We start from the raw sequence: 13774 nt of genomic DNA, 5'->3' as shown, positions 1-13774 counted from the left end.
TTCAATGCAAAAGCCTGCTGCGGATTACTTCAGCGGGCTTTTCATTATGGTTGATATTCCGTAGAATATGCGCCCTTCCGAGTAGTGGCTTAACAGTTGGCTGCTCGAAAGTAAACACCTGAGCAGTAATAGCTCATTTGTTGTAAATAGAGAACTAGGAAAAGTCTAATGGTAACAATTCGTTTAGCACGTGGTGGCTCAAAAAAGCGCCCGTTCTATCACTTAACTGTGACTGATTCACGTAACTCTCGTGATGGTCGCTTTATTGAGCGAGTAGGCTTCTTTAATCCAGTTGCTCGCGGTCAAGAAGAGCGTTTACGCGTTGATAGTGATCGTGTTGAGTACTGGTTAAGCAAAGGCGCTCAAGCTACTGATCGTGTTGCTAAATTATTAGCCGAAGCTAGTAAGCAAGCTGGTCAAGCGGCTTAATTTTCCGTGCGGGCAGTTTGAGGTGTTTATGGCAGTAACGAGTAATACAAACCAAAACGACTTATTGGCACTGGGGCGAATTTCTTCAGTGTACGGTGTGCGTGGTTGGGTTAAGGTTTACTCTTATACTGAACCTATGGATAACATTTTTGGTTATTCACGTTGGCTCCTCAAACAAAAAGGACAGCTACAAGAGATTGCGGTTGTTCAAGGCAAAAAGCACGGTAAAGGCCTGATTGCACACTTAGAAGGGTGTAATGATAGAGAGGCTGCACAACAATATTGTGGTGCAGAAGTGCTCATTCACAAAGGTCAGCTGCCTAGCTTAGTTGATGGTGAGTATTACTGGCATCAACTGGAAGGTTTGCGTGTTATTGCAGTTGCTACTGATGAATATCAACAAGCAGACTTAGGCCGGGTCACCAGACTTATGGCCACAGGTGCAAACGATGTTTTAGTGGTAAAAGGCGATAAACAAAGCATTGATCAGCGTGAACGACTGATTCCTTTCTTACCAGATCAGGTTATTGAGTCCATCTGTATAGAAACAGGTGAAATACGGGTCGATTGGGATCCGGAGTTTTAAATAGTGTGGTTTGGGATTGTTTCCCTCTTCCCCGAAATATTCAATGCTATCACTGAGTATGGGGTAACAGGAAGAGCGGTAAAGCAAGGTTTACTTGAGCTGGCGTTTTGGAATCCAAGAAGCTTTACTCATGATAAACACCAAACAGTGGATGACCGACCTTATGGCGGTGGTCCCGGCATGTTGATGAAAGTTCAACCTCTGCGTGATGCCATCCAGGCAGCAAAGCAAGCTGCTGGAACTGAGGCTAAGGTGATTTATATGTCCCCTCAGGGGCGCCAACTGACCCAGCAAGGGGTTATGGAGTTGGCACAAAATGACAAACTCATCGTAGTCGCAGGGCGATATGAAGGTATTGATGAGCGCATAGTCGAAACCGAAATTGATGAAGAATGGTCGGTAGGTGATTATGTCTTAAGTGGTGGTGAAATAGCTGCCATGACGCTAATTGATGCGGTCTCACGCTTTGTCCCGGGCACTCTAGGTCACAAGAATTCCGCTTTGGAAGATTCTTTTGCAGAAGGTTTACTTGATTGTCCTCATTATACTCGGCCAGAACAAGTGGCAGGGTTACAGGTTCCACCCGTATTACTGAGTGGCAACCATGAAATGATAAGACAATGGCGGCTGAAACAGTCGTTGGGAAGAACCTGGTTAAGACGCCCTGATTTATTAGCAAGTCATCGACTTGATGGTGAGCAACAGGCGCTACTTGCTGAGTTTCAGCGGGAGTATCAGGCTAGCCAGAAGCAATAAAGTTTTAGCCGGCGGAAAGAGTTTGTATCTAGGAGCAAACAAGAGATGAGCAAAAACAAAATTATTCAGCAAATTGAAAATGAGCAAATGAACAAAGAAATCCCTGCCTTTGGGCCGGGTGATACGGTCATTGTTCAGGTAAAAGTAAAAGAAGGTAGCCGTGAGCGTTTACAGGCCTTTGAAGGGGTTGTTATTGGTAAGCGTAATCGTGGTCTGAACTCTTCTTTCACAGTTCGTAAAATTTCCAATGGCGTAGGGGTTGAACGTGCGTTCCAAACATACAGCCCATTGGTAGACAGTATTACCGTTAAGCGTCGTGGTGATGTACGTAAAGCGAAGCTTTACTACTTGCGTGAGCGCTCTGGTAAAGCAGCAAGAATTAAAGAAAAACTTTCCTAGTTCCAATAAAAAAAGCAGCATTAGCTGCTTTTTTTATGTCACTTTTTTATGTCCATCTAAATTTTTACTTCCCTTACCGTTTGAGTTTGGTTAATTAGCCCTGTGTTTTTTTAATGTACAATCTTTCTTTTTGCTTGTTTGGTGAAGTTTCTCTGATAAAATACGACACTTGTTACCATTAATTTCGGTTGTTATACCTTGTGCTTAGTGCTTCTTTGGGATAATAGTTGCTGCTGCCAGGTATCATCAGACAAGGATGCTTATGAAACACTTACCTTTAAAGTGCATTGTTTATTTTGCTACGTTGTTATTTTCTTCTTTAGGCTTTGCAACACAATCCGTTCACTTGATCAAGGCCATGAGCTCAGGTTATAGCTTTTATGGTACTCGTTCAGAGCATCAATATTTTGATATTTTAGTTGATCGTAAGCTTAATGCTGAGACTGTTTGGCTACGCTTAATTGCAGATGATGGTACCTGGCAGGATTTGCCTGCGACGAGAGTGGCTGATATTGGTAGTAAGACAGAGCGTTGGCAAATGAATCATCAGTCGTGTATGCGGGGAGAAAACCTCTGTAATAGCAATTATCAGTCTCAAACCATAAATTTTATTAAGTTTGCTATATATGCAAACACGGCAAGCGGTTTATATTGGGATAACAATCAGGGCCGTGATTATTGGTTAACTAAAGGCTCAGGTTGGCTGTTGGGTAAACGTATTAATGTGGCCGCAAATAATGCTTTTCCTGCTGTTTTGTATAAAGAGCAGAAGACTTTTTATCCGCAAGTTCTGCTGCGAAATATTGTGCCAAGTAAACAGGTGCAAGTGATTTATAGTTTTGATAGTTGGTTAACGAGTCATACCATGGAGGCTGAATATCAAGCCTATCAAATCATTGGACCAAAGGGTGGCTTGGTTAAAAACCCAAGTAAATATGGCGTGGAAAGTTGGGGAGCTGCTATACCTGTAGCGAATAAAAATCAGTTAGCGTACTTTGTAAGGTATAAAGTAGATGGCCATTGGTATACCGATAATAATTTGGGGCAGAATTATCAGGTGGTTCGTAAGGAGTGAAAGCTAATGGTATATTCGTAAAAGTTAGCTGAAGCCCACTCAGAGTGGGCTTCAAGATAGGGTGGCAGGCTAGAAATAATAAGACTCAATTTTTTGCCATAGAGCCTGATAAGCATTAGCCCCTGGTTTTTTAGGTGCAAATGCGGCTACTGGCTTCTGGTGGATCCCCATATTCTCAATTTCAGCACAAAAAGGAATGGACTGGTTAATCACACTATTAAACCGGGTTTTTATTCTGGCTTCAGATTGTTGGTGCAGCTTTTTGGATGTTTGAGCCATGGAGAAAAACGGATGTATTTTGTTTTTATCCAAAGATTTTTCGTGAAAAAAGTCCACTAACTGGTTTAAAGTCCTTTCTGATAAAGTGGTTGGAATAACTGGCACCATAATGATGTCTGCTGCATTAAACACATTTTCAGAAAGTAAGCTGATACTTGGTGGGCAGTCAAGAAAAATGACATCATAGTATTTCTTTAGTGGTTTTAGTAGTTTTGCTATCTGTTTTTGCGGGGATTTTTTGAAAGCGCCGAGTTTGATATCAAAATGTCGATAGGAAAGTTTAGCTGGCAAAATATCCAGCATTGGGTAGTCAGAAGCTTTGATATGCTGGAACAACTTATAGGTTTGGGTAAAAAACCATTTACTTTTTTGTTTCTTTGATGCGCTTACCCTAAAGTAAAATGAAGAAGCACCCTGGGGATCTAAATCACATAGTAATGTTTGGTGACCAGACTGACTTGCCTCATAAGCTAGATTGACGGCTGCTGCTGTTTTACCTACGCCCCCTTTAATACTATAAACCGCTATTATTTTCATTGTTGACTAACCTTTTGGAAAAGCTGGTTAAATTGAGCTTGGGTGGGAAGTGAGCAAAAGTCACTGAGCTGACTTATGATGTCTGTTTTTAAAGAGCTTTGTTGCTGATGCATTACGCTAACTAGCCCTCCAATAGCAGCTGCTTCGAGGGGGTTTATATTATTGTCATTTAAATAATGCAGTAGCTTTTCTTGTTGTACAGATAGATCATTGAAGTTGCCCAGTTTATCCTGAAGTTTTTTTAAACTGTTGACTGCTTGTTTGTTAGTCGTTGTATTCATTAAGTCAGCAAAAAACTCCAATAAATAACGTAGTCTTTTGCATTCAATACGCAAGTCGTGAAATGATTCATCATCTGCTGTGGAAGTTAAAGAGCATCCATCATGACAAATATGCTGGTATTTGTTATGAATTTCTTGGATTGCTATTTTAATGATTGGCTTATGGCTGTTTTTGGTTTTTGCTGTTTTTTTACAGGCTTTTAAAGTTGATTTGATTGTAGTAAATGCCTCTTGATAGGTTTTACTTTGCAAGTGTTTGGCAATGTTTTTGCTTTCAGTTTGACGGGTTTCAGTAAAGCTTTGAAATAGTTTATCTAAACCGGGCTGTAATTGTATGGGGATTTTTGCTTTTAAAGCATCTTTAGCTAACAGGTAAACATCAAGGTCTCTTAATAAATTTGTCTTTTGCGCCAGAGCCTTTAATTGTTGTTTTAACTGTGTGGTTTCAGTTTTAGGGAAAACCTGTTTGATAAGACTTAAAAGTGAGCGGATTTTGCGAATAGCTACCCGGTAATCATGCAAGTATTCTGTATCAATATCATCAATAATGCCTTGTTCATTTTGCTGGGCCAGTTCAAGCATGGAGTTAATCATGCTTAATATAACTTCACGAGCAGGGGCTTCAGGCTGCATCGCAAACTTTGGCTTTATACTGTAAGGTTTGGGAGTGAGCTTTGTTTTATCCCAATAATCAATTAAAGGCGGCTCTGCAATGGCTATAAAATGTTGCTGCTCTAAAAATTGAGTAAATTGCTGGGCCTCGTCAGTAAAGCCTCTTAATGGCTGTAGCTCTAGATATTCTGTATGTGTTGTGTTGTTACGTTGGTCGGATAGAGTATAAATAACTGCTTTACAGACAGTTTTTTGATCTGAGTTGATCATTTTAATTATATGGCTGTCGCAATTTAGCGTAGCCATTGGTTGTAGGGCTCTTAATTTTACTAATGGCTTTAGTTTATTTTTTAATATCCCACTCGGTAACTGATCGATCATGATTGTTTGGCTGCTATTAATGTGGTTGGTGGTACAGGCCGCAACTAGGCTTTCATAAACAAAACAACCTCTAGGAGCTAGGACAAGCTGGCTGTCACTTTGATAAAGCATTATATTGTCAAACCAAAGTGGCCAGCCAAATGCGTCAAATAATGTAATGGGTTGAGCAGCTTGAGCACAGTAAGTGTTGGGGAAGTGTTTTTTTACTTGTCGTACAACAGATTGAGGTTTTTTTTGGCCAGGTAGTTGCCAATAGGATGCGACAGGTTTAGCCAACGACTGGGCTAATAGCGTCATTTTATACTCCTCTTCCGTGACTCCATAAAGCATCTGTATATGAATTTATATGAACATCATGATTTTTATAACATAAAAAAACAGGTGTTGTAGCCTATACTGATGCTAGCCTGATCATTTATTTTGCAGGTTTTTATTAAGAAAATCCAATAGCATTTGGCGATTTTGGTTGTAGTTAAAAGTTGCGATGTGTGGGCCTGTAGTGGTAATTAATTGACAGTTGTTAGGGCAAGACTCCATAAGTAGCGTACTATGATAATAAGGAATTACTTCATCTTCACGGCTATGAAATACCAGAATTGGAGAGTTGGCAATTTCAGGCAGTTTATTAATAGGCTCGTACTCGTCGGGTATTAAGCGGGAAAGTGGGTGCTGGAAAACCCAGGTTAACCAGTTAGCATCTAAAACATCCTGCGCAATAATACGAAAACCAGCAAAAGGAGCATCAACAATAAAGGCGTTAAATTGGATATTGCTGGTAGTTGCATGATTAATAGCTAGAGCAGCGCCAAGACTTTGCCCTATTAAAAAATAGGGCGGATTGGTATTTTGATGTAGCCACTGACTAGCGGCGGTTACATCATCAAGTACAGCAGGCATGACTGGACTTCCAGTGGATTTGCCATAACCACGATAATCCAGTAGAAACAGCTGATAACCGTGTTCAACTAACCAGGCAACACTGTGAATATGCGTGCTGATATTTTGTGCATTTCCATGTAAAAACAGTATTGTTGCTTTCGGTTTACCTTTAGGCTTGAGTAGCCAGTTTTTTAAAGTGACACCTGCTGTGGGCTGTATACTTATCGTTTCAAATTCAATACCTAATTGTGTAGGCGTCAAGCGATAACTACTGTCAGGATAAAAAAACTGTCGTGTTAACCAATAACTACTAGGCATAACAGAAGGTAAAGTAAATAGTAATAATAAGAATAGGGTAATAGGGGATAACATAAACCGCAAAATACGACGACGGTTGATTAGCTTTTGGTTCATTAGGCTGTTTTTTGTTGTTGTGATTTACTTTTAGAATATGACATGCTCTTAATCCATTGGGTGCTCTTAGCATTTAAGAATATGATTGATTGGTAAGTTAGATATTCCCTAAGATTGCAGTAAATCAGGTTAATATGTGATGGTAGGAATGACAACAGTATCAGTACAAACAGAACAATTGATTAATCAGTTTCTTGATCATTTGTGGCTGGAAAATGGTACTAGTCAAAATACCTTGACTGCCTATCGGAGTGACTTATCTGGTTTGGCTAAATGGCTTGCCCCTAAGCAGTTACAAATAGCATCGACGGATCAGCTTCAAAGTTATCTTCAATATCGATTGCAGTCAGGTTATAACAAACGTTCTCAAGCCCGTTGCTTATCAGTTCTGCGTCGTTTTTTTCGTTACTTGTTATTACAGCAGTTGCGTCAGGATGATCCCACCCAACATATAGCAATGCCTAAATTAGCCCGTTATTTACCTAAATCTTTATCTGAACAGCAGGTTGAAGCCTTGTTGGATGCACCGGATATTGCCACCTTAGTCGGTCAGCGCGACAAAGCTATGCTGGAACTTTTGTATAGCAGTGGGCTACGGGTATCTGAGCTGGTGAGTCTAACCGTTCATCAATTAAATCTTAACAGAGGGGCACTAAGAATCGTTGGTAAGGGTAATAAAGAGCGGCTGGTGCCAGTGGGGGAGGAAGCACAAAGCTGGCTTGAAAGCTATTTGGCTAATGCCCGGTCTTATTTAGTTGGAAATGCTAATAGTGATGTATTGTTTCCTTCAACAAGAGGGACAGCAATGACTCGGCAAACCTTTTGGCACCGGGTGAAAAAATATGCAGTGATAGCGGGAGTTGCAGGGAATGTTTCCCCTCATACATTACGTCATGCATTTGCTACGCATTTAGTGAATCATGGCGCTAACTTAAGGGCTGTACAAATGATGTTGGGACATAGTGATTTGTCTACCACACAAATTTATACCTATGTGGCGCAGCATCGGTTGCAGCAGCTGTATAAAGAGCACCACCCAAGAGCTTAGGGTAGTTAACGGCCCTTTGTTATTGCGACATTTTCCAGAATAAATGTGCAATTTAATCAAGCATTCAATCTGTTATAATGGCCGGTTTGGAGGGAACCTTTTGCTTAAATTTCTCTCTTTATTGCAGGTGGATTTTAAAACACAACGAGGATTTGTATGACTCCCTTTCGTAAATTAGCCCTTGGAGCAACTATTGCTTTAGCGGCAAGCTCAGCGATAGCTGATTCTCCTGAACAGGCTATTAAAGCAAAGCTAAGCCAGTTGGGCGGCAAAGTGACAATAGACCGGATTACTGAAACGCCAGTGAAAGGGGTCTACGAAGTGCAATTTTCCGGTGGCCAGCTAGTTTACTCCAGTGCTGATGGTGGCTATCTATTTCGTGGTGATATGTTGAAAGTCGATGGTAATAAGTGGACAAACTTAACAGAGCAGGCGCGTAGCAAAGCACTAGCCAAGCTAATTGATGCTGTGCCAAGAGAGAAAATGGTGGTTTTCTCTCCAAAGGGCGAAACTAAATCTCACATCACAGTATTCACCGATGTTGACTGTGGCTACTGCCGTAAACTGCATACTGAAGTGCCAGAATTGAATGAAATGGGGATAGAGGTCCGCTATGTCGCATTTCCTCGCGGAGGTAAGCAGTCACCTGCCTATGCCGTAATGGAAAATGTATGGTGTGCTAAGGACCCCAAAGCGGCAATGACCAAAGCGAAAAAAGGTCAAAAAGTGGCGAAAAACAAGTGTGATAACCCAGTAGAAGAGCAATATAAGCTGGGCTTACAAGTGGGTGTTAGTGGTACGCCTGCTTTGGTATTGGCTGATGGCCGCTTAATTCCAGGATATCAACCAGCAGAGAACCTGGCTAAGTTACTAGGTGTGAAAAAATAGCCTGTTTCTTTCAGCAAGTCTTACTTTGTCGTCATAATGTTGGTTAGTGTTATGACGGCTAACGTCTCAATGTTAGTAATTTTTATCAGTTTCGCTTACCGACTACCATAATCATTCCCATATCCCAACTATTCCCTCAATAAGGGGGTTATAGTAATAATTGTTCTGCATTTGCTACTCCACTCACTGATTAATGACGCTATAATAACCGGCTTGGTAGAAGCGATTGTGGTATAAATCAGTTATGTCATACCCAATCTGAAAAAGGCAAAGTCAACTGGGGGTCCATTTTGAAGCCCGTAAAAGTAGGAATATGTGGGTTAGGTACCGTCGGCAGCGGTACATTTAATGTGTTACAACGTAATGCTGAAGAAATTGCTCGTCGTCTTGGTCGAGAACTGGTTATTGAGCAAGTGGGTGCAAGAAGAGATAACCCCGCTTGTGATCTTTCTAAAACCAATATTACCCGAGATATTTTTGAGGTTGCCAAGAACCCAGCCATTGATATTGTTGTGGAGTTGATTGGTGGTTATGACACTGCAAAAGAGTTGGTGTTAACGGCTATTCAGCATGGGAAGCATGTTGTAACAGCCAATAAAGCACTGATTGCTGAATATGGTAATGAAATCTTTGCCGCCGCCGCGGAAAAAGGTGTTATTGTTGCCTATGAGGCAGCAGTAGCGGGTGGTATTCCTGTGATTAAAGCCATTCGTGAAGGGCTGGCTGCCAACAGAATTAATACTATCGCAGGTATAATCAACGGTACTGGCAACTTTATTCTTACTGCAATGGCGAAAGAAAAACGCGAGTTTGCAGATGTTTTGGCTGAGGCACAGGCATTAGGTTATGCAGAGGCTGACCCTACTTTTGACGTCGAAGGAGTTGATGCTGCCCACAAGCTGACGATTTTGGCCTCTATTGCTTTTGGTGTTCCACTACAGTTTAAGTCTGCCTATACAGAAGGCATTAGCCAGATAACCCCAGAAGATCTTGCTCATGCCAGAGAGCTTGGCTATCAGATTAAGCATTTAGGGATTGCTCGACGTAAACCTGATGGTATTGAGCTTAGAGTTCACCCAACCTTGATTCCTGATACTAAATTAATTGCTAAAGTTGATGGTGTGATGAATGCGGTGATGGTGGATGCTGATGCGGTAGGACCAACTATGTACTACGGCCCTGGTGCTGGTGCAGAGCCAACAGCTTCTGCGGTAGTGGCTGATATTATTGATGTGGCTCGCTCCATTGATTCAGTTTCTTCCGTAGTAGCCCCTTTAGCTTTTCACCCAGAAGCAATTGATGACACGAAAATTCTCAGTATTGATGACGTTGAGTCTGCCTATTATTTAAGAATGAAGGCTGTGGACCACCCAGGTGTGATGGCAAACATTACCCGTATTCTCAGCGACTTAAATATTAATATTGAGGCGATTAACCAAAAAGAAGTGCCTGAAGGTGAGCAGTTTGCTGATATTTTTATGCTAACTAGAAAAGTGCGGGAAAAAGATATGAATGCAGCAATTACAGCTATTCAAGCACTAGCCGATGTGTCGGGTGAGGTCGTTACTATTCGAATGGATCACCTAGACCACTAAGAGGTTTTTCGTAGAGCCTACAGGCTTTCGCGAAACCCCAATAGATTGGTTATACAATAAGCAACAGATTGATGTTTTAAAATTCCATAAATAGGTAATACTGTGAAGTATATAAGTACCCGTGGGCAAGCGCCTGCGTTGAACTTTGAGGATGTCTTACTGGCAGGGCTAGCCAGTGATGGTGGTTTGTATGTACCAGAAACTTTGCCTAAATTTTTACCGGAGCAGATAGCTGAGTGGTCAAGCTTAAATTATGCAGAACTTGCTGAACAAGTAATCACTCCTTTTGTTGCTGAAAGTATTCCTAACCAGGACTTACGCCGAATTATTCAAGATACCTATGCCAGTTTTAGCCATACAGCTATAGCACCTATGCAACAGTTGGCAGCTAATGAGTGGGTAATGGAGTTATTTCATGGGCCTACTTTGGCGTTTAAAGATTTTGCCCTGCAGCTGCTGGGTAGGTTATTAGATTATGTGCTGGCCAAGCGTGATGAGCGAGCTGTAATTGTTGGTGCCACTTCTGGTGACACTGGCTCGGCGGCAATAGAAGGCTGCCGCCCTTGTGAAAATGTCGATATTTTCATTATGCACCCTCATAATCGAGTATCTGATGTCCAGCGCCGGCAGATGACTACGGTGGTGGGTGATAACGTATTCAATTTGGCCATTGAAGGCAATTTTGATGATTGTCAGGCAATGGTAAAAGCTTGTTTTTCCAATCAAAACTTCTTACAAAACAAAGCTCGTCTGGTGGCTGTGAACTCCATTAACTGGGCCAGAATTATGGCGCAAGTGGTGTATTATTTTTATGCGGCTATTCATTTAGGCGCTCCTCATCGCAGTGTTAGTTTTTCTGTGCCAACCGGAAACTTTGGGGATATTTTTGCTGGTTATATTGCTAGGCAAATGGGCTTGCCGATTAATCAGCTAGTGGTTGCTACAAATCGTAATGACATTTTACATCGGTTTATTAGCGGTAATCAGTATGCCAAAGAGCAACTGTATCCGACATTATCGCCTAGCATGGATATTATGATTTCCAGCAACTTCGAGCGATTGTTGTTTGATTTACATGGTCGTAATGGGCAAACTTTAGCAGCTTTAATGGAGCAGTTTAACGAGCAAGGCTCTATAAGTATTGAACCCTATCGTTGGGAGCAAGCTAAACAGTTATTCAGCAGTTGTCGTGTATCTGATGAAGAAACAATTGTTACTATTAAGCAGGTTTATGCTGACACAGGTTATTTATTAGACCCACATACTGCAATTGGCGTAAAAGCAGCTCGAAGTTGTCGAAATAATCGAGTTAATCCTATGGTAACGTTGGCAACTGCACATCCAGTGAAATTCCCTGATGCTATTGTTCAAGCTGGATTGGCTAGCGCTGAGTTACCACATCATTTAACAGATTTATTTGAGCGGGAAGAGCGTTATCAGGTGCTCGCAAACAAGTTAGAAGATGTTCAGCAGCATATCCAAACCCATGGGCGCTTTTTTAAGTAAAATGAGTATTTTCAGCCAAAGCGAATGGCTTTTAGGGGCAGCTGTCGAGTGATGAAGCCCATGAGTTTATGTTTTTATAAATGATTGGGGTGAAGACTGTTTATTGCTCCTACATAAACTGCATTCACACTATCCATGGTGCTTAGTGACGACTACAAGTCTTAAAAATCATTCGAGAATGGTATATTGAGAATAGAGGCTTTTTGCTTCTTTTCTCAATTCAAAAAAATAACACTGCACACACCTTTCAGGTGTTTTTTAGCCTGACATTTTTTGATAGAAAAGCCCCAATGCAAAAACGCATAACCCAACGAACTTTTGATCTTAGCCAATGCCAGTTTTCTGATTCTTTGCACCCAGTTTTGCAGCGTATTTATGCGGCGAGAGGAATCAGTGACGAAATACAATTGAATCACTCGCTTCAAGCTCTATTACCCTTTAATACTTTTAAAGGCGTTGATCGTGCCGTTGAAGTAATTGCTGATGCAATTGAAGCACAACAGCAAATTCTGATTGTCGGTGACTTTGATGCTGATGGTGCAACGAGTAGTACCTTAGCAGTATTGGCATTAAGGGCTTTAGGAGTGGAAAAAGTTGATTATTTAGTACCTAATCGATTTGAGTATGGCTATGGTCTGTCACCTGAAATTGTCTCAGAAGCACTGCGTTATCAGCCTGATTTAATCATTACTGTGGATAATGGTATTTCCAGTATTGCTGGGGTGGATTTTGCTAAAGAAAAGGGAATAAAAATAGTGGTGACTGATCATCACCTAGCTGGAGCGGAATTGCCAAAGGCTGATGCTATTGTTAATCCTAATCAACCTGGCTGTGATTTTCCCAGTCGTAATCCGGCTGGGGTTGGTGTAATTTTTTATGTAATGGTGGCATTAAGGCAGCATTTGCGTGAGCGAAATTGGTTTGTGAACCGGCCTGAGCCCAATATGGCCAACTTTCTTGATATCGTTGCGTTAGGGACTGTGGCGGATGTAGTGCCATTGGACGACAACAACCGAATACTGGTGCAACAGGGTTTAAAGCGTATTCGTGCCGGAAAAGCCAGACCAGGTATTTTAGCACTTATTGAAGTAGCAGGCAGGCACCGAGAACAATTAGTTGCAACTGACTTGGGTTTTGCGGTTGGGCCAAGGCTAAATGCAGCCGGGCGTCTGGACGATATGTCACTAGGCATTGAGTGTTTGCTAGCAGATGATCATCAGCGGGCAAGGGAAATCGCTTTTCAATTGGATGAATTAAACCGTGATCGCAAGCAAATTGAGTCAGATATGCAACAGCAGGCAGTTGCAGAATTGCAGCGATTACAGCTAGATCAAGAGGAGCAATTCCCAACGGGTATTTGCTTGTTTGATGCGACCTGGCACCAAGGAGTGATTGGAATTTTGGCGGCTCGAATTAAAGAGCGAACCCACCGTCCTGTGATTGCCTTTGCTGAAGGGGATAATGGTGAAATTAAAGGTTCTGCTCGATCTATCCCAGGATTTCATATTCGAGATGCATTGGATGCAGTGGATAAAAAACACCCTGAGTTGATTATTAAGTTTGGCGGTCATGCGATGGCTGCAGGTCTGAGCATTAAGAATGAAAACTTTGAGGCTTTTTGTCAGGCTTTCCAAGAAGTGGCTGCAGACTGGTTAACCCAAGAACAGCTTGAAGCTGAAGTATTAACAGATGGTGAGCTGAGTTGTCACGAAATTAATTTATATCTGGCGTCTCTCATTAGAGAGGCTGGACCCTGGGGGCAACATTTCCCAGAGCCTGTATTTCAAGGTTATTTTCAAGTGATTCAGCAACGTATTATTGGTGAGAAGCACCTGAAACTGATGTTAAAACACCCCAGTGGGGAGCTGTTTGTTGATGCCATAGCCTTTAATATTGATTTGTCAGTTTGGCCTGATCAGTCAATTGCTCAAGTATTGTTAGCTTACAAGTTGGATGTGAATTACTTTCGGGGTAAGCAAAATCTACAGCTAATGGTTGAGTATATTGAGCCGGTAAGACCAAACAGAGACTGATTCTCCATTTCTAAATGGTTGGCATTCGGTTAAAATGCTGACCTTTTTACGCAAGATTTTTTGGAAAGTATTCACA

Annotated in this window: 13 protein-coding genes; 10 read left to right on the top strand and 3 right to left on the bottom strand. The window is 41.6% G+C overall.

All coding sequences use genetic code 11. The annotated features are described in order from the left end of the window. Positions 1-168: 168 nt before the first annotated feature. From rpsP to G4Y78_RS22195, 5 genes are all read left to right on the top strand, one after another. Positions 169-429 (top strand): 30S ribosomal protein S16, encoded by a 261-nt coding sequence (gene rpsP, locus G4Y78_RS22215; RefSeq protein ID WP_163835083.1) that lies wholly within the window; start codon positions 169-171, stop codon positions 427-429. Positions 430-457: 28 nt separating this feature from the next. Next, positions 458-1015, top strand: a complete 558-nt coding sequence (rimM, locus tag G4Y78_RS22210; RefSeq protein ID WP_163835082.1) for a ribosome maturation factor RimM — start codon at positions 458-460, stop codon at positions 1013-1015. 3 nt (positions 1016-1018) lie between these two features. Continuing rightward, entirely contained in the window at positions 1019-1771 is a 753-nt protein-coding gene (gene trmD / locus G4Y78_RS22205) for a tRNA (guanosine(37)-N1)-methyltransferase TrmD (RefSeq protein WP_163835081.1), read from the top strand. Positions 1772-1816: 45 nt separating this feature from the next. Beyond that, the gene (rplS, locus tag G4Y78_RS22200) at positions 1817-2170 is read left to right on the top strand and encodes a 50S ribosomal protein L19 (RefSeq protein ID WP_163835080.1); all 354 of its coding nucleotides are present in this window, start codon (positions 1817-1819) and stop codon (positions 2168-2170) included. Positions 2171-2432: 262 nt separating this feature from the next. Further along, the gene (locus G4Y78_RS22195; protein ID WP_163835079.1) at positions 2433-3245 is read left to right on the top strand and encodes a hypothetical protein; all 813 of its coding nucleotides are present in this window, start codon (positions 2433-2435) and stop codon (positions 3243-3245) included. Positions 3246-3314: 69 nt separating this feature from the next. Here G4Y78_RS22195 and G4Y78_RS22190 read toward each other — a convergent pair whose 3' ends face one another. The 3 genes from G4Y78_RS22190 to G4Y78_RS22180 form a co-directional block, all read right to left on the bottom strand. Further along, positions 3315-4061, bottom strand: coding sequence for a ParA family protein (locus tag G4Y78_RS22190; protein WP_163835078.1), 747 nt, complete (start codon positions 4059-4061; stop codon positions 3315-3317). Next, positions 4058-5632, bottom strand: a complete 1575-nt coding sequence (locus G4Y78_RS22185) for a CHAD domain-containing protein (RefSeq protein ID WP_163835077.1) — start codon at positions 5630-5632, stop codon at positions 4058-4060. The genes G4Y78_RS22190 and G4Y78_RS22185 overlap by 4 nt, the downstream gene beginning before the upstream one ends. Positions 5633-5746: 114 nt before the next feature. Then, entirely contained in the window at positions 5747-6628 is an 882-nt protein-coding gene (locus G4Y78_RS22180; protein WP_163835076.1) for an alpha/beta hydrolase, read from the bottom strand. Between the two features lie 139 nt (positions 6629-6767). Between G4Y78_RS22180 and xerD the strand changes: the two genes are divergently transcribed. The 5 genes from xerD to recJ all read left to right on the top strand — a co-directional run bounded on the left by xerD (position 6768) and on the right by recJ (position 13698). Beyond that, positions 6768-7676, top strand: a complete 909-nt coding sequence (gene xerD, locus G4Y78_RS22175; RefSeq protein ID WP_456242946.1) for a site-specific tyrosine recombinase XerD — start codon at positions 6768-6770, stop codon at positions 7674-7676. Positions 7677-7832: 156 nt separating this feature from the next. Then, positions 7833-8564, top strand: a complete 732-nt coding sequence (locus tag G4Y78_RS22170) for a DsbC family protein (RefSeq protein WP_163835074.1) — start codon at positions 7833-7835, stop codon at positions 8562-8564. A 290-nt stretch (positions 8565-8854) separates the two neighbouring features. Further along, a complete protein-coding gene (locus G4Y78_RS22165) occupies positions 8855-10159 on the top strand; it encodes a homoserine dehydrogenase (protein WP_163835073.1) in 1305 nt (434 codons plus the stop codon). 102 nt (positions 10160-10261) lie between these two features. After that, complete coding sequence (gene thrC / locus G4Y78_RS22160; protein WP_163835072.1) at positions 10262-11665, top strand: threonine synthase; 1404 nt, start codon at positions 10262-10264, stop codon at positions 11663-11665. Between the two features lie 290 nt (positions 11666-11955). Continuing rightward, complete coding sequence (recJ, locus tag G4Y78_RS22155) at positions 11956-13698, top strand: single-stranded-DNA-specific exonuclease RecJ (RefSeq protein ID WP_163835071.1); 1743 nt, start codon at positions 11956-11958, stop codon at positions 13696-13698. Positions 13699-13774: the final 76 nt, after the last annotated feature.

The organism is Spartinivicinus ruber (assembly GCF_011009015.1).
Lineage (GTDB): Bacteria > Pseudomonadota > Gammaproteobacteria > Pseudomonadales > Zooshikellaceae > Spartinivicinus > Spartinivicinus ruber.
Note: the sequence above shows the minus strand (reverse complement) of the source record. Positions and strands in the feature narration are given on the sequence as shown.